The 16,552-nt window shown below is 65.7% G+C and carries 17 protein-coding genes; 3 read left to right on the top strand and 14 right to left on the bottom strand.

Annotated features, from left to right (window positions below; translation table 11 throughout):
* The first annotated feature begins 154 nt into the window (after window positions 1-154).
* The 3 genes from ACKVEX_RS05795 (at window position 155) to ACKVEX_RS05785 (ending at window position 2,708) form a co-directional block, all read left to right on the top strand.
* Window positions 155-1,255 carry a porin gene (locus ACKVEX_RS05795; RefSeq protein ID WP_473214750.1) on the top strand — a complete coding sequence of 367 codons (1,101 nt, stop codon included), beginning with the start codon at window positions 155-157 and terminating at the stop codon, window positions 1,253-1,255.
* Window positions 1,256-1,508: 253 nt separating this feature from the next.
* Window positions 1,509-2,369 carry an REP-associated tyrosine transposase gene (locus ACKVEX_RS05790; RefSeq protein ID WP_473214749.1) on the top strand — a complete coding sequence of 287 codons (861 nt, stop codon included), beginning with the start codon at window positions 1,509-1,511 and terminating at the stop codon, window positions 2,367-2,369.
* A gap of 87 nt (window positions 2,370-2,456) precedes the next feature.
* Window positions 2,457-2,708 carry a type II toxin-antitoxin system ParD family antitoxin gene (locus ACKVEX_RS05785; protein WP_473214748.1) on the top strand — a complete coding sequence of 84 codons (252 nt, stop codon included), beginning with the start codon at window positions 2,457-2,459 and terminating at the stop codon, window positions 2,706-2,708.
* Between the two features lie 267 nt (window positions 2,709-2,975).
* Here the strand turns inward: ACKVEX_RS05785 and ggt are convergent, their stop codons facing one another.
* The 14 genes from ggt to ACKVEX_RS05715 all read right to left on the bottom strand — a co-directional run bounded on the left by ggt (window position 2,976) and on the right by ACKVEX_RS05715 (window position 16,451).
* On the bottom strand, window positions 2,976-4,688 hold the full coding sequence (ggt, locus tag ACKVEX_RS05780; RefSeq protein ID WP_473214747.1) for a gamma-glutamyltransferase: 1,713 nt from the start codon (window positions 4,686-4,688) through the stop codon (window positions 2,976-2,978).
* A 197-nt stretch (window positions 4,689-4,885) separates the two neighbouring features.
* Window positions 4,886-5,743: an HDOD domain-containing protein gene (locus tag ACKVEX_RS05775; protein ID WP_473214746.1), complete on the bottom strand. Its 858-nt coding sequence runs from the start codon at window positions 5,741-5,743 to the stop codon at window positions 4,886-4,888.
* Between the two features lie 92 nt (window positions 5,744-5,835).
* The gene (pyk, locus tag ACKVEX_RS05770) at window positions 5,836-7,254 is read right to left on the bottom strand and encodes a pyruvate kinase (RefSeq protein ID WP_473214745.1); all 1,419 of its coding nucleotides are present in this window, start codon (window positions 7,252-7,254) and stop codon (window positions 5,836-5,838) included.
* A gap of 85 nt (window positions 7,255-7,339) precedes the next feature.
* Entirely contained in the window at window positions 7,340-7,753 is a 414-nt protein-coding gene (locus ACKVEX_RS05765; protein WP_473214744.1) for a GlcG/HbpS family heme-binding protein, read from the bottom strand.
* Window positions 7,754-8,216: 463 nt separating this feature from the next.
* Window positions 8,217-8,822, bottom strand: a complete 606-nt coding sequence (locus ACKVEX_RS05760; protein WP_473214883.1) for a nitrous oxide reductase accessory protein NosL — start codon at window positions 8,820-8,822, stop codon at window positions 8,217-8,219.
* Window positions 8,822-9,190: a toxin-antitoxin system TumE family protein gene (locus ACKVEX_RS05755; protein ID WP_473214743.1), complete on the bottom strand. Its 369-nt coding sequence runs from the start codon at window positions 9,188-9,190 to the stop codon at window positions 8,822-8,824. The genes ACKVEX_RS05760 and ACKVEX_RS05755 overlap by 1 nt, the downstream gene beginning before the upstream one ends.
* A complete protein-coding gene (locus tag ACKVEX_RS05750) occupies window positions 9,187-9,459 on the bottom strand; it encodes a hypothetical protein (RefSeq protein WP_473214742.1) in 273 nt (90 codons plus the stop codon). Before ACKVEX_RS05750 ends, ACKVEX_RS05755 begins: the two co-directional genes overlap by 4 nt.
* Before the next feature lie 2 nt (window positions 9,460-9,461).
* On the bottom strand, window positions 9,462-10,007 hold the full coding sequence (locus ACKVEX_RS05745) for a nitrous oxide reductase accessory protein NosL (protein ID WP_473214741.1): 546 nt from the start codon (window positions 10,005-10,007) through the stop codon (window positions 9,462-9,464).
* 2 nt (window positions 10,008-10,009) lie between these two features.
* Window positions 10,010-10,549, bottom strand: a complete 540-nt coding sequence (locus tag ACKVEX_RS05740) for a nitrous oxide reductase accessory protein NosL (RefSeq protein ID WP_473214740.1) — start codon at window positions 10,547-10,549, stop codon at window positions 10,010-10,012.
* A complete protein-coding gene (locus ACKVEX_RS05735) occupies window positions 10,546-11,361 on the bottom strand; it encodes an ABC transporter permease (protein WP_473214739.1) in 816 nt (271 codons plus the stop codon). The genes ACKVEX_RS05740 and ACKVEX_RS05735 overlap by 4 nt, the downstream gene beginning before the upstream one ends.
* 14 nt (window positions 11,362-11,375) lie before the next feature.
* Window positions 11,376-12,239 carry an ABC transporter ATP-binding protein gene (locus ACKVEX_RS05730; RefSeq protein ID WP_473214882.1) on the bottom strand — a complete coding sequence of 288 codons (864 nt, stop codon included), beginning with the start codon at window positions 12,237-12,239 and terminating at the stop codon, window positions 11,376-11,378.
* Window positions 12,240-12,333: 94 nt separating this feature from the next.
* The gene (locus tag ACKVEX_RS05725) at window positions 12,334-13,746 is read right to left on the bottom strand and encodes a nitrous oxide reductase family maturation protein NosD (RefSeq protein WP_473214738.1); all 1,413 of its coding nucleotides are present in this window, start codon (window positions 13,744-13,746) and stop codon (window positions 12,334-12,336) included.
* Between the two features lie 2 nt (window positions 13,747-13,748).
* Window positions 13,749-14,192: a transcription regulator gene (locus ACKVEX_RS05720; RefSeq protein WP_473214737.1), complete on the bottom strand. Its 444-nt coding sequence runs from the start codon at window positions 14,190-14,192 to the stop codon at window positions 13,749-13,751.
* A 57-nt stretch (window positions 14,193-14,249) separates the two neighbouring features.
* Complete coding sequence (locus tag ACKVEX_RS05715; RefSeq protein ID WP_473214881.1) at window positions 14,250-16,451, bottom strand: 4Fe-4S binding protein; 2,202 nt, start codon at window positions 16,449-16,451, stop codon at window positions 14,250-14,252.
* Window positions 16,452-16,552 lie beyond the last annotated feature (101 nt).

The following is a 16,552-nucleotide window of genomic DNA, read 5'->3' as shown; positions in this document are numbered from 1 at the left end:
GCATGCACGCAACAGGAGCCGGTCAATTGTGCCGTTTTTCCTCTGCCGCACTTGCATGGGCTGGCGCGCATTCGGACAATGGCTTCAACTTCTCAATCGAGAGGTAAGTCGGACCGGCGCCAGTCGGTTTCAACTTCAACTAGAGGAGAAACACATGCAAAAGAAACTGATTGCTCTGGCGATCGCCGGCATGGTCGCCGCACCAGTCGCGATGGCCCAGTCCAACGTCACCGTCTACGGTGTCGTCGATGCCGCAGTCGCCGCGGGTTCGCAGGGTAGCGAAGACTTCACCGGTGTCGTCAGTGGCATTCTGGCCGGTAGCCGTATCGGCTTCCGTGGCACCGAAGACCTCGGCAACGGCCTCAAGGCGGTGTTCGTGCTCGAGTACGGTCTGAACATCGATGAGAACCAGGGTATCGGGACGGGCGGCCTCAGGGCTCGTCAGCAGCTGGTCGGCCTGTCCGGTGATTGGGGTACCGTTGCGCTGGGTCGTCAGTACGCCCCGGGTTACTGGGCCGGTGTTGACTTCAACGCCGTCAACAGCGCGAACCTCTTCGATCCGCATCCCACACTGGCCGGTGCCGCTGGCCTGTCGATCCTCGCCGCCTCGCCGGCTCGCTGGGACAGCGCCGTGACCTATACGGGTTCGTTCTCGGGCCTGACCGTCCGTGGTATCTGGTCGGCACGTGGTGTCGAGCAGACGACGTTCGACGATGCGACACCCCCGAACAAACTACTCGATCCGAGCGATGACGACGCCTACGGCCTGGGCCTCACCTACAAGAACGGCCCGCTCGCGGTCGGCGTCACCTACCACAGCATCCAGGGTAACGCCGGTGTTACGCCCTCCACCAAGACCAGCGACGAATGGTTTGTCGGTGGTAGCTATGACTTCGGTTTCGCGAAGTTCGTCGCCAGCTATCAGGACGGTAGCGATCTGGGTAACGTAAAGGGCAACGACGCCGATCTGTGGTACGTCGGTGCGATCGTCCCGGTCGGCGCAGCCGGCAAGGTGCATGTCGGCTACGGCGAGAGCGATCAGGACGGCAACGGCAAGCTCGTGACCGATCCTGACTACCGCGAGGGCAAGGCGAAGAGCTTCGCCCTGGCCTACACCCACGGCCTGTCCGCGCGCACCACGCTGTACGCTGCCTACAACTACGTCAGCAACGACGACGACACCAGCGCTGGTTTTGGTGAGAAAACGGGTAAAAGCCAGAACCTGTTCGGTCTGGGTGTCAACCACCGGTTCTGATCGTCTGCTGACGATTTGAACGACCAACGGGCGCTTCGGCGCCCGTTTTTGCGTTTACGGGCTTTGGGGGGCTTTGGGGTCAGGTCTAGCTTCGTAGCATTTCCCGCCCGGAAGGGGCTTTGGGGTCAGGTCTAGCTTCGTAGCATTTCCCGCCCGGAGGGTCTTTACGAACTGCACCGCCGTCTCGTTTGTGGCCATTTTCCGGTGCGCGATCAATCATGACATATACTTGCCTTGGCGGTATGCTATATGCATGGCCAGGCCGTTGCGAATCGAGTTTCCCGGGGCGCTGTATCATGTGATGTCGAGAGGCGACAGGCGTGAAGACATCTTTTGGGACGATGGGGATCGGACTATCTTTCTCGACACGCTTGGTGACGTGGTTTCGCGTTTCAACTGGCAGTGTCACGCTTACTGCCTGATGGACAACCATTACCATCTCATGGTCGCGACGCCTGACGGGAATCTTTCCAAGGGCATGCGGCACCTCAATGGTGTGTTCACCCAGGTAACCAACCGTCGCCATCGGCGAAGCGGACATGTCTTTCAGGGTCGGTACAAGGCGATTCTGGTCGACGGCGACAACTACCTTCTCGAACTCGCGCGATACATCGTGTTGAATCCGGTGCGCGCGCGCATCGTGGCTTCGGCGGCCGATTACCCCTGGAGCAGTTACCGGGCGACAGTAGGGATGACCGATCCGCCGCCGTGGCTGACGACCGATACGCTGCTCTCCGTCTACGGCCCGTCACGGTGCGAGGCGAGGGCGGCGTTCATCCGTTTTGTGGACGACGCCATGGACGTGGGAGCGGGCGGGCTGAGCCAGCAGGTTGCGCGATCCATCTTTCTCGGCGATGAGTCCTTCATCAAGCTAACGCTAGCGCGGATGGGGGAGATGAAAGAAGACTTCGATATCCCGAAGGTGCAGCGCCGTGCTCCGCCGCCGACGCTGGAACGGATCGCGCAAGCGCACGCCGACCGGGACGCCGCAATGGTCGCGGCCCACGCTACGGGCGAATACAGCTACGCCGAGATTGCGCGATACTTTGGCGTCCATTTCACAACCGTCGGTCGGGCCGTGCGCCGGGCGCTGCGTGCGAAGGGGCGCAGCTGATGCGACGCAGCTGGGCCTGCCGCCTCTATGCGATATTGAGGTTGTCAACCGTTGTCAATACGCGATGGGTCACCCAGGAGGGTCACCGTGAGGCGCAATACCTTGAACTTCGCTCTCCCCGAAAGCATGCGCGCTTATGTCGATGCGCGGGTGGCCTCCGGTCAGTACGGTAACACCAGCGAGTACCTGAGGGAGCTGATTCGCAAGGATCAGGCGGAGCAGGTGAGGGAGCGTCTCCGCGGGTTGATTGCGGATGGTCTGGCCTCTGGCGCCGCAGTGCCCTGGGACGAGTCGGATGAATACGAACTCGTTGCGATCGCGCATGGAGAGACCGATTGAAGCCTCTGACCCTTCCGCCACAGGCACGGTTCGACCGTCACAGTGAGGTGCGCTATTACCGAGATCACGTTGCCACTCAATTGGTCCAACGCCGGGTCGAAGCGAGCCGAGAAGCGCTGGAACAACTCCAGCGTCACCTTGCATGGGTTCATCACGCATCGGTGATCCGCTGTGCCCCACTCTCTCCGTCGCGGTCGCTCGGACCGGACGCCGGGCCTTGCCTGCGAAAGGCAGCGGATGATGCTACGAAGCTAGGCCTGACCCCTACTAGTCGCCGCGCGCGACGCCGTCCTGCCGGGGGTCGGCGCCACCGCGCCAGCCCTCGGCGATACGCTCGATGCCGTGCAGGCCGCTGGTCATGCGGACCTCGGCGACCTCGTGTCCGAGCGCCTCGAGCGCCCGGCGATGCCGCACGATCGGGCTGCCGCGCTCCAGCTCCAGTCGGTCCCCACGGTGTACGAAATTGGGCAGCGCGATCGCGTGCTGGATATCCATGTCCCAGTCCAGCATCGCGATCAAGGTGCGAGCGACATGGCCGATGATGCGGCTGCCGCCGCGCGAACCGAGCACCAGTCTGGGCGTGCCGTCGCGTTCGAGCACGATCACCGGAGACATCGAACTGCGTGGGCGCTTGCCCGGACCGACCGCATTCGGATGCGGGTGTCGGTGCCGTTCGGCGGAAAAGCTGAAGTCGGTGAGCTGGTTGTTCAGCAGAAAGCCGTCAGTCATCATGCGGGCGCCGAAGGGCGCCTCGATCGAGCTGGTGAGCGCAACCATGTTGCCCTGCGCATCGACCACGCTGAAGTGCGACGTGCCGCCGCGCTCGGCCTGCATCGCGTGACCGGCCTCGCGGATCACCGCAGCCTGGCCGGGTTCGCCCGGCAGCGCACGGCTCATGGCCTTGTTCGGGTCTATCAGCGCCGCGCGGGCGCGCAGGTAGTCGCGATCGGCGAGTCCGGTCACCGGCACGTCGATGTGGTCCGGGTCGCCGACATGGCGCTCACGGTCGGCGAAGGCGAGCCGGCTCGCCTCGGCGATCAGATGAATGCCGATGGCCGAGTCCGGGCCGTAGTCGGCCATCGGAAAATGCTCCAGTACGCCCAGAATCTGCGCCAGCGCGATGCCGCCTGAAGAAGGGGGCGGGGCGCCGCACACGATCCACCGACGATATGGACTGCATATCGGATCGCGCAGCTGGGCGCGGTAATCGGCGAGGTCGTCGCGGCCGAGATCGCCCGGCCATGGCCAGCGGCCGGCCGCGCGCGCGACGATCGCTTCGGCGATGTCCCCGTGATACAGATGCGCGGGACCCTGCTCGGCCAGCGCCGCGAGCGTATCGGCCAGGGCCGGGTTGCGCAGCCGTGGCGGCTCGGCGCGGGCCTGCGCGACGAAATAACGACGCATGTCCCCGAACAGCCACAGCGAGGGGTCCTCGGCGACCTGGCGCTGCAGGCGTGCCGGCATGTCGACGCCTGCGCGCGCCAGTGCGATCGTCGGCTGCAGCAGTTCCGACCAGGGCAACCGGCCATGGGCCGCATGGGCTTCGCCCAGCATCGCGACCAGGCCGGGCACGCCGACCGCTCGGCCCGACGGCACCGTAGCCCACAGCGGCAGCGGCCTGCCGAACAGCGTGAACCGGTCCGGCGTGGCCGCGGCCGGCGCGGTCTCGCGGCCATCGAAGAATTGCAGTTCCCCAGTCGAGGCGTCGCGCAGCAGCAGGAATCCGCCGCCGCCGATGCCGGTCTCCGGTGCCTCCAGGAAACCGAGCGCCATCTGCACCGCGACCGCCGCATCGACCGCATGGCCCCCGCGCCGCAGCGTGTCCAGCCCGATCTCCACCGCCAGCGGATGGGCTGCCGAGACCATGTGCCGCGCGGCCGTGCGTTGCTCCACCGGCGGGCCGGGGCCGAGCAGCGATTCGACATCGGGATTGTCACGGCTGCAGGCCCCGAGCAGCGCCAGCAGCGCCGTCACCAGCACCAGCCGAAGAATCCTGTCGATCCGGCAATCGAATGGCGATCGGGTCGAGCCTGTCGTCTCGGTGCGCCAGTACGGCGCTGCGACAGGCTCCGGGTGCGCGGCAGGTGTCGGTGTCGCTGCCGGTCTCACAGCGGCACGATCACGGTTTCGCGCGACCCGGTTGCGCCGCGGGCATGCGCTCGGGCACCGCGCACGGGTCAGCCGCAGACCGCCGCCAGCAGGCCGGCACGACCGGCATTGGCGGCGCTCAGCAGTGCGTCGATCTTGTCCTTGTCGAAACCGGGCGCGGTAAGGTCGCGCAGTGCGGGCCGTCGGATGCCGAGCAGGTTGTCGAACGGATTCGGGGCCTCGGCGGCCAGCGACGCGATGAAGACCACGTCTGCTAGGCCGGCCGGAGGCCATGAGCCGCCGTACGGGTTTTCGTACTGATAGGCGTCGAGCACCGCCTCGGGCAGGTCGAAGATCTCGAGGATCGCGCGGCCGACCGGTTCGTTCCAGGTGTTCACGAACTCGGCGAAGCGGTCCAGGTTGCGCTCCATGGCCGGGTATTCGTTTGCACGCGCGAGCAGAAAGAACTGGCCGATGTCGATCATCATGCCGGCGAACATCGCGGTGTCGGGCTGTGCTGCGCGGGTTTCGCGCGCAATCGTATGGGCCCAGCAGGCGACATCGATCGAATGCATCCACAGGCCGGATGCGACCAGGCGCATGTTCGGCGAGCGGTGATCCTGCGCAAGCTGTTCGGCCGACACCGCGAACGCGAGGCAGCGCAGCGACGCGAGACCGATGCGCTGCACCGCGTCGCCGACGCTGGTGATCTTGCGGCCGTACGGATTCATCATCACCGCGTTGGCCAGCCTGACCGCCTTGGCGCTGAGTACCGGTTCGGCCTTGACCACCTTCGCGATGTCGTCTAGCGACGAGTCCGGGTCGTCGGCCAGGCGCCGGATGCGCATCGACACGTCGAGGGCGGTCGGGAAGTTCAGGTGTCCCTCCTGCAGTTCCCGTTCGATCCGTTCGCCAAAGGCCTGTATCTGGGTTTCGAAATCCTGCATTCATTCACTCCCGTGCCGCGTCTGGGCACGCTCGACAAGTTTAACCGGTGATTCGTCATCCGGCTGTTCGACCGGGCCGGCCCGGTGCGTACTCATTCCGGTACGCGCGCGATGTGCAGCAGATTCGTCGTGCCGCTGTGGCCGAACGGGATGCCTGCGATCACGACGATCTGGTCGCCGGGCCGCGCGAATCCGCCTTCGACCGCGGCGCGTGCGGCATGCTCGATCATCTCCTTCACGTCATGCACCTCCTCGAACGGCACCGGATGAACGCCCCACACCAGCGCGAGCCGGCGTGCGGTGCGCAGGTGCGGCGTGAGGCCCAGGATCGGCGCCGGCGGGCGCTCGCGCGAGGCCCGTAGCGTGGAGAAGCCTGATGCGGTGTAGGCCACGGTCGCGACCGGCGCGAGCAGGGCGGACACCTGGCGCAGCGCCGCGCAGATCGCGTCCGGCGTGTTCGGTTCGGGCGCGGTATGCGTGCCCTCCAGCGCACGCCGCCAGGTCGGGTCGCTTTCGACCTCGCCGATGATCCGGTCCATGATGCTCACCGCCTCCAGCGGGTACTGGCCGGATGCCGACTCGGCCGACAGCATGACCGCGTCCGCGCCGTCGTAGATGGCGGTCGCGACATCGGACGCCTCGGCGCGGGTCGGAATCGGCGCGTTGATCATCGACTCGAGCATCTGGGTCGCGACCACCACCGGCTTGCCGGCGTGCCGGCACGCGCGCACGATGCGACGCTGCAGCACCGGTACCTGCTGCGGTGGCAGTTCGACGCCCAGATCCCCGCGCGCAACCATCACGCCGTCGGCTTCTGCGACGATCGCGTCCAGATGCTCGATCGCGGACGGCTTCTCCAGCTTGGCCATGATCCACGCGCGATCGCCGATCAGCCTGCGCGCCTCCACGATATCCTCCGGGCGCTGCACGAAGGACAGGGCGACCCAGTCGACGCCGAGTTCGAGGCCGAATTCGAGGTCGCGCAAATCCTTGTCGGTCAGCGGCGAGATCGGCAGGATCACGCCGGGCACATTCACGCCCTTGCGATCGGACAGCGTGCCGCCGACCAGCACGGTGGTGTCGGCATGGTCCGGACCGCAGCGCTCCACCCGCAGCCGGATCTTGCCGTCGTCGAGCAGCAGATCGGTGCCTGCATGCAGCGCGGCGAAGATCTCCGGATGGAGGAGCGGTGCACGGCTGCCACTGCCCGGGGTCGGGTCGAGATCGAGCCGGAAACGAGCGCCCGGCCGGAGCTGGACGGGGCCGTCGGCAAAGCGGCCGACCCGCAGCTTCGGACCCTGGAGGTCCATCAGGATGCCGATCGGCCTGCCGGTGTCGTGCTCGATCTCGCGGATCTGCCGGTAGCGCTCGGCATGATCCTGGTGGCTGCCATGGCTGAAGTTGAGCCGGAAGACATCCGCGCCGGCCGCGTGCAGCGCACGGATCCGCGCGGTGTCCGAACTCGATGGACCGAGCGTGGCGAGAATGCGGGCCTGGCGTGTGCGTCGCATGAAGATCTCCGTGAATTTCGGGTGATGCGGGCTGCGATCGATTTCATGTGATCGCGGCCCGCGTCATCGTATCGTCGTGCGCGCCTCAGAGTGCGGTGGTTGCGCCGACCGCCGCAATGCCGGCCCGCGCGATCTCGGCGTCCTCGCTCGCCTTGACCCCGGACACGCCGACCGCGCCGACGATGTCGCCATCGACCACGATCAGCTCGCCCCCCTCGATCGGCAGGACCGGCATGTCGAGCGCGGCGAAGCGACCGTTGTTGACCATGTCCTCCATCGCCTTGCTCGGCTTGCGCGTCATGACGCAGGTGTATGCCTTCTGCGGTGCGACCTGCGCGCTCATCAGCGGCGCGTCGTCCATGCGCTGCAGCCACAGCAGGTGACCGCCCGCGTCGCAGATCGAGATCGTGACCTTCCAGCCCTTCTCGGCCGCGAAGGTCTCGGAGGCGGCGGCGATGGTCCTGACGTCTTCCAGCGTCAGCTTGTTGCAGGTCTTCATTCGTGTTCCCAAGTCGTGGTGTGTGATGTCCGGTGCCTCGGTCTGCCGAGCCGGCGCCGGATCGCATCGCGATGATCTCACGAAATCGACGGATGGCGATCCGCCTTCCTGCCGCGAAGTCGGCCGCTCCCTTATGCAACGCACGATGCTTGCGCTCCAGCCACAGCGCGAGCATCAGCCAGGCCAGCGACAGCGGCACCATCGACAGCGCGAGGTCGGACAGCCCCAGGCCCAGCCACGCCATCGCAGTGCAGGACCGCGAGCCCGGCGTGCCACCGACCGCGACCATGCCGAACAGTCGCTTGCTCTGGGTCGGTCGGTACAGGTCGGTCTTGAAGGACCAGCACACCGACACTACGAACAGGTTGACCACGCTCAGCCAGACGAAGAGCAATCGCCCGGCGCGCGGACTGATGCCGCATGCGTTCCGGCATTCCCCGCCCGATATCGGACGACTGGCTTGTCAGTGGTGCTGGTGATGCTGGGGGGCGTCGCGCACCAGTGCACCGAGAATTTCGTCGGTGATCTCGTCCATCGTCAGCACCTCGCCACCGCGGTCGGCGGCGAAGCGCTCGGCGACTGCGCGATCGGCAAAGGTCGGCAGGTTACCTTCGCGCATCGGGCCGAGCGCGCTCGATCCGTGCACATAGAACGCGTCGCTGGCCGGCGTCCATTGGCCGCTGGCGATATCGTTGACGAAGCTCACCGCCACGTCGCTCGCCTGATAGGGGCTGTAGCGCGACACGTTGCGCAGGAAGAGCTGGAGATTGACCGGCGAGTCGAAGAACTGGGCCGCGCCGTCCTTGAAGATGACCTGTCCCGCCCAGTCGGGGAAGCGCGACGGGTACATGCCGCACACCGGACAGCGGGCATCGGCCGGGACCGGCCGCGGTTCGAATATGTCGAGGCCGGAGGCCGGGTCGTAGGGGGTCGGCGGCGCGACGATGCACACGTCGGACAGGGCTTCGACGCCCGGCGACTCGCCGTGGGCGTGGGGCCACCACCACGCGACCAGGCTCGCGATCGCGAAGATCGCGCCCAATCCGACGAGGCGGCCGACCGACGGCATCACGCCTCGTCCTCCTTGGCGCCGAGCGTGGGCTCGTCGAGCAGCGTGACGATCAGACGGGACACGTTGTCCTCCGGCGAGTCGGCCGGATCGGTGATCGGGTCCGCATGTGGCTTGCCATGGGCGTCGTGGTAGTGATTCGGAAAGGTCCGCAGGTGGCGATGCAGCGGTGCGGTATCGATGCCGAAGAAGCTGCCCCGGTGCGTCCAGCGCAACGAATACGCATCGGATGCCGCATAGCGGATGGTCAGCTCGATGCCGTTCTCCAGCCTGACCAGGATCGCGTCCTGCGTCATCTGCGGTGGGGTCGCGAGGCGCTCGGCGAAGTTCTCCGTGATCGCCTCCTGAAGCGTGAAATGAATGCTCATGATCTTTGTGCCTCCGCAATCCCGTCGGCCAGCAGCTGGCGTGCCTGCTCGCGGGTCTCGGCCAGAATGCGGGCGGCGAGGTAGTGCTCGTAGCCCGGATGCTCGGGGATCTGGCCGGCGACGATGCCCTTCAGCAGGCTCGGTTCGTCGTCGACGTCATGCGTGGCCAGGATGTCCCTGCGATGTTCGCGCAGTTCATAGGCCAGCCGCGTGAGCCGCTCCAGGTGCCCGGCTTCCTCGTATCCCAGCTTGTCGAAGATGTTCGTCATGGCTACATGCTCGCGTCGTGAAGCGCGCCGCCGTCGAGAGCCACCATGTCGGCGTCCACGTCGTCGAAGCGCAGGATCCTGCCTCCATGCGCGTCGGCGAAGGCCTCGGCGTCGGGCAGGCGTGAAAACGAAACCAGGGTCTTCCCCATCGCCGTCAGGCGCGACGAGCCCTCGACGTACAGCGCGCTCTTCGCATCGATCCAGTGGCCGCGCGGTTCGAACCAGTCGGCCTCGCCCATGTCCTGCACATACAGTGCGCGGATCGACTGCTGGCGCCTGCCGGAGGCGAGGACCACGTGAAACATCTCGACCGTATCGCAGTGGAAATCCGGATCGGGCCGGTCGCTCCAGAAGATCTGGGCCTTCGGGCCCGCATGGTCGACCAGACGCAGGCCGTCCAGTACGCATACGGTGCTGTCGTCGAATGCGAGCGCCTCGGGTGCCGCGACCCGGTCACCGCTGCGACCACACGCGATCAGCAGGCCTGCAGCGGCGCTGGCGAGGACGAAGCCGCGCCGCGACAGCGAGGTTCGGTGTGCGGTGCACATGATCAGTTCTTGTATGCGTCCAGGCCGTCGTCCGGCGGCACGACGCTGTCCAGCGTGAGTTCATCGAAGCGCTTCACCTCGCCCCCGTAGGTCTCGGCGAAGCTGCGCGCGTCGGCGTCAACGGCGAAGGTCGCGAGCGTGGTGCCCATCGAGCCGCGCCGGTTCGAGCCGACCACGTAGAAGGCGGCCCGTGCATCGATCCAGTGGCCCTCGGGTTCGTCCCAGTCGGTCTTGCCCATGTCCTGCACGAACATCGCGCGAACCTTGCGCAGCTGCTCCGGCACCAGATAGACGTAGATCATGTCCTTGGTGTTGCAGAAGAAATCCGGACCGGTCTGGCCGGAGTAATGTATCTGCCCCTTGGGGCCGGGGTGGTCGGCGAGCAGCATGCCGTCGATCACGCTGGCCGTGTCGCGCGTGATCTCGGCCGGCGTGACCGTGCCGGTGTCCGGCGTCTGCGTGTCGCCGCAGCCGGTCAGAAGCAGCGCGACGAGCGCGATCGATGCGAACATCCTGTGCGTCACGGTGAAGTGGGCTTTCATTTGCGGAACCTCCAGGCGGCGATGCCGAGCGGCGCGGCGATCCACGCCAGCATGACCATGATCAGCACACGGGTCTCGGCGAGTCCCTGCGGCATCACCGTTGCCAGTCCATACATGGTCCGGACGTCTTCCAGGCTGAATATGTTCAGCACGCGGAACACACCGGCCGGGTTGAGCAGCAGCAGATAGGGGAAAATCTCGCCGCCGTAGCTGCCGCCGGTGACGACGAGCGCGCCGAGCAGCAGCAGGTCGAAGATCAGCACGAAGAAGAACCAAGCCGCGATCGCCAGGCCGGACGCGCGGGTGCGATCGCCGGCAAACACCGACAGCATCACCGCGAGGCTCAGAAAGGCCATGCCGAGCAGCACCGAGCTGAGCATGAAGCCGACGAACTGCAGCAGCGCGGTCAGGCCCATCTGCGAGCCCAGCACCGCCGCGACCAGCCCGAAGCCGATCAGCGTCGAAAAGGCGAGCGCGCCGGCGAGGCCGAGGTACTTGCCCAGCAGCAGCTCGAAACGGGTGATCGGCATCGACAGCAACAGGTCGAGCGAACCGCGTTCGCGCTCGCCGACGATCGCGTCGAAGCCGAGCACCAGCGCGATCAGCGGAATCAGATAGATGACCAGGCTGACCAGGCTGGCGATCGTGAACTCGATCGACCGGAAGCCGATCGTGCCCTGCTGCGCGCTGCCGAAATACGCGATCACCAGCGCGAAGATGGTGAACACCAGCGCGACAGCGAGCACCCACCGGTTGCGAATGCGATCCCAGAACTCCTTGCCCGCGAGCGTCGCCACCGCGCCGATATCCATGCCGATCTCTCCAGTCAATCCGAGAAGCCGAAGAACACGTCTTCGAGCGAGGGTTCGCGTACCTGCAGGTCGCGCAGCTGGTCGCCCAGCCCCATCAGTGCGGTCAGCACGGCCAGTTTGAGCTCACGCCGGCAATGCACCTGCACGTGATCGTCGCAGGTCGTGATCGTGTCGATCGGCAGGTGCGCCAGGGCGGCCGCGAGCGTTTCGCTGCCTGCAGCGGCGAGCCGTAGCTCGAAGGTGAGCGGCAGATCCATCTGTTCGCGCAGGGCCTGTACCGTTCCGGTCGCCTGCACCTTGCCGGCGGCCATGATGGTGAGACGGTCCACCCGCTCCTGGATCTCGGCGAGGATGTGGGACGTGATGACCACCGTGACGCCGTCGTTGCGCAGGCCGCGCAGGATCACGTAGAACTCGCGGATGGCCTCCGGGTCGAGGCCGGTGGTCGGTTCGTCCAGGAACAGGATCCGGGGCTTGCCCAGCAGCGCCTGCGCAAAACCGAGCCGTTGGCGCATGCCTTTTGAATACTCGCGAACGCGTCGGTTGGCGGCATGCGTCAGACCGACGCGGGCCATGATTTCGGGACACTCGGCCAGCGGCGCATGCTTGAGCCGGGCGAAGAATCGCAGCGTCTCCAGTCCGGTCAGGTTGTCGTACAGCACCACGTTCTCCGGCAGGTAACCGACCTTGCGCCGGACCGCGCGGAAGTTCCCGCCGGTGATGCTCTCGCCGTCGATGCGGATCTCGCCGGCGGTCAAGGGGGTCAGCCCGAGCATCATCTTGAACAATGTGCTCTTGCCCGCGCCGTTGTGGCCGATCAGGCCGAACACCTCGCCGCGACCGACCACGAGGTCGACGCCATCGACCGCATGGACCATGCCGTAGTGCTTCTTGACCGCGCGGACCTCGATCACCGGCGTGGCATCGGCGCCGACCTCGGTTCCGGTGCCGGGAACAGCCTCGCCAGGGGTCTCAGCCGGCCGTCTGGTAATACTTGCCAAGCCAATCTCTCCAGTTCTCATTCTGAGGCTCCATGCGTGGATTCGGATCCACGATGCTCGGTGCGCGCAGCAGCGGAAACTGCTGTCCGACCAGTCGCAGCGTCTGTACCGCCGGGCTGGCCAGCAGCAGCTTCATCATCGGGTGGCGCCAGGAAAGCCGGTCGACCATGTCGTTGGCCTCGTAGGGGACGTCGCCGATGCCGTTGCCGTTGCGGTCCCAGCCAAGATAATTGCTCCAGTGGTTGCCTTCCTTGATTCCCCACAATTCGTCGCGCGAAGCCACGTAGCGGACCTGTTCGCGGTTGGCGATCAGATCGTTGAGTTCGACCTCGTTGTTCTTGGAGCCGGCCCACACGTGCATGCCGACGATGTTGTCGACGACCAGGTTGTCGCGCAGCGTGTTGTACTCGGCATCGTAGATGAAGAAACCGCGCTGGTTGCCCGCGACGATGTTGTTCTCGACCACGCTGTCGACGATGGTGCGCAGCATGATGCCATGGTCGGAATTCCCCCACACACGGTTGTTGCGCACATGCTGCCAGCGCACCTCCATGATCGCGAGTCCGCCGCGGTTCATCCACACGTCGTTGTCCTCCCACATGTTGCGGTAGGAGTTCATGTAGTGGGTGCCGTAGCGGCTGTGATGCAGCCGGTTGCCCCGGAACAGCGCATCGTGGCTGACGTCGACATAGAGCGCGTCGCGCACGAAGCTGATCTCGTTGTCGATCACCCGCGCGCGCTGCGCATTGTAGAGCTGTATGCCGTTGCCGCGCATCGCGGAGCGCATGTCGCGCTTGCCGGTGATGACGTTGTTTTCGACGATGACGTCGTCGGCACGTTCGATCCAGAGGCCGAACAGGTTGTAGGTCAGCGTGCTGTCGCGCACGGTCGCGCGGTGGGCGCCCGGATGGAGGTAGATGCCGGCGTTCTGGTCGCGCAGGCTCGCGCCCGAGTTGGTCACGATCAGGCCCTCGAGCGTGACGTCTTCCGCGGTCACCAGAATGGTGTGACCGGACAGGCCACCGTCTATGGTCGGACGGTCGATGCCGCGCAGGGTCAGCGCCTTGTCGATACGCAGGTTCTCGACATAGCGGCCGCGTTCGATCTCGAGGATGTCGCCGGGTCCGGCGCGGTCTATCACCTGCTGGATCGACTCGCCCGGGGCGACCCGGATGACCTCGCCCGGGGCCACCGGCGGGGCCGACTCCCGCCCCGTCTGGATACCCGCCCGACCGGACGGACCCGCACCGGTCGTCGGCGCGTCGTGCATCTGCGCGACAGCGGCTCCGGTAAACGCGACGGCGACCACCAGCAATGCCGCGCGCAGCAACACCACGAGCACTTCGACGGAGCAGGACCGGCGCGGATGCAGCAGGCGCGTCATGGCTACAGGACCAGCAGGCCCTGGCTCTTCAACGTGATGAAGAAGACTGCGCCGATCAGCAGGTTCTTGAAGCCGACATAACTCAGCATGTCCATGACCGAGGCCTTGCGATAGCGGCGGCCCCACCACACGCCCTCCTTCACATAGGGCTTGGATCCGAGTCGCACGATGACCTCGAACACGCTCCAGCCGAACCACCAGCCGATGATGGCGCCGGCCTCGAGGCGACCGCCGGCCGCGAGCAGCCACATCACGATGACGCCCAGGGCCGCCGCGACGCCGGCCGCCTGTATGGCACGATGGCGCTGGAAACCCTTGCGGCTCCATGGCCACAGGTGATCCCAGATTTCGGCCAGGATCACGGTCGGCACGCTGCCATGGGCGTAGGGGGGTTCGACCGGATCGGTCTGCATGGTCGGGTCGACCTGCGAGCGAGCTGATTCCATCTTCGTGTTTCCGTTCGTGTTCAGGGTCGTGTTCGTCACGGCATGGACCTCGTCGAATCAGGCGGCAGGATGGGTCGCGGCCGTGCCGGCGCCGGATGCGGCGGGGCGCGGACCGCCGGGAACCGGTTTGATCGGGATGTAGTAACCGTCCCGACCGATCGGCGTCAGCGGCAGGCCTGCCTTGTCGCGCCGCTTGCGCTCGTGCGACAGTGGCGGACACGCGTGCTCGTCAGTGTAGAGCACCATGCAGTCCAGGCACAGCATGCATTCGCGGTGGTCGATGCGCCCGTTTTGGTCGATCGCGAGCGACCCGCAACCCACTGCGCAGGCCTTGCACGAGTTGCATTCCTGCTTGCGCTTGAGGCCAACCCAGCGGAACGTGCTCGGCATCGCGAGCGCCGCACCGAGCGGGCACAGGTACTTGCAGAACGGCCGTTCGGTGAAGATCGACAATGCGAGCAGGCCGGCCGCGAACAGCGTGTAGGGCCACGCGCGGTTGAGCAGGCCCACCAGGAAGGTGGTCTTGAACGGTTCGACCTCGGCCAGCATCTCGGCGGTGGTCATCGAGAACACCGACACCGCGAGCAGTCCCCCGAACACGATGTATTTGACCCACTTCAGCCTGTCGTGCATCGGCTGCGACAATTTGAACTGAAAGCGCTTCAGGCCGATCGCGGCGCCGATCTTGTACAGCAGTTCGGACAGCGACCCGAACGGGCACAGCCAGCCGCAGAAGAGCCCGCGTCCCCACAGGAACACGGTGACGATGATGAAGATCCAGAAGATGAAGATGAATGGATCGGTCAGGAACAGTTCCCAGGTCCATTGGAACAGCAGCGCGTGGAACCAGGTCAGCACCTGCGTGATCGACGGCTGGGCCATCAGATAGAAGCCGACGAAGAAGATGCTGATCAGCCAGGCGGTGTACTTGAACGCATTGACCGGCCACTTGTTCTTGCGGGTGGAGGCGCGCGTGAGCCGGTCGCGATTGGCATAGACTGCCGCGACCGCGACCAGCAGCGCGGTGAACAACAAGATCTCGACGGTGCGCATCTTCCACACCCGGACCCAGGGCGCATCCGGCTTCTTGATGACCGGCCGACCGCCTTCCAGGTATTCCGGCGCGAGCCAGTATTCCTGATCGAAGTTGGCGAAGCTGCGCTGGCCGGTGGCCTGGTCGACCCGATTGCCGAGAAAGGCCAGCTTCCATGGATAGGCGCCCGAGAAGCCCTCGCCGCGCACGATGAAGATGCCCGACTCGTTGAACCGTGGCGCGCCCGGCGCCTGGATGCTGTAAAGGTTCGTGTAGTCCAGGTCGCGGAACGTGAACGCATCCATGTCCTGCCGGACCAGAATGCGGTCGTACAGTCCGCCGCGTACGAAACCCGAGCCCTTGAAGGATTCCGCGCCACCGGTGCGGATCACGAAGATCGCGTTGTCGTGTTCACCGATCTGGCCCATCAGGCGCGACCACACCATTTCGCCGAGGATTGCGCGGCCGATGTCGGGCTGGTTCAGGTAACCGAACCACAGCTCGATGAAGGGCGTTTCGCTCGGCTCCAGGCCGACATCCTCGGCGGTGACGACGATCTGCTGCACGCTGCCTTCCGCGACCAGCGTCTCCCAGTCGGGCTGGTGGCCGCGTTCGATGTAGCGGGCCGGTTCGCGGCGGACAGGTTCGAGAATGCCGGTCTGACGGGCGACTGCGCTACCCGAGGTCATGATGACCTGATTCTGCGCGATGACCGTGACGGTGGCGCCCGAGATCGCGTCCACGCCGAGGATGTCCTCGCCCGGGCGGGTGCGGCCGACCTCGATTTTCTTGCCGACGTACTGACCCAGATACTGATTGTTGAAATCGGTCAGCTTCTCTTCCGGGATGCCGAGCAGCAGGATCGGTTCCGAGTGCTTGAGGATGCGGATGCCGGTGAACAGGCCCTCGGTATCCATGCCGATCAGCGTGATGATGGGTTTGCCGGAATAGGCTGGAATATCGGTGATGTCGGTGGACAGCATCACGTATCCGACCAGGTGGTCCCGCTCGTCGAAACCTTCCACGTAGCTGGGGTGGCCCTTGCGTTCGGAAAAACGGACCGCGCCCGGCAGTACCTCGGTGCACGGCGCATAGGCGCACAGGTCGGGCGAAGTATTGATCTCGGGAGCCAGTTTCGCCTCGTAGGCGGAGGCCATTACGAGCGGGCTGGCGAACCAGAGGGTCAACAGCGTCAGCAACAGGGTCAGGCGTGAGAGCGGCGACATCATCAGAGCGGTCCTTCTAGGTTCGGCACAGTCTAGCCGCTGGGCTGGCACGGGTAATTGTCGGTCGTCAATTTCGACCGCCGGCCGACCGGCATGGCGTG

It is taken from the genome of Denitraticella aggregata (genome assembly GCF_048158365.1).
Classification (GTDB): domain Bacteria; phylum Pseudomonadota; class Gammaproteobacteria; order Burkholderiales; family Rhodocyclaceae; genus Azoarcus_F.
This window is presented reverse-complemented; position numbering and strand designations above follow the sequence as displayed.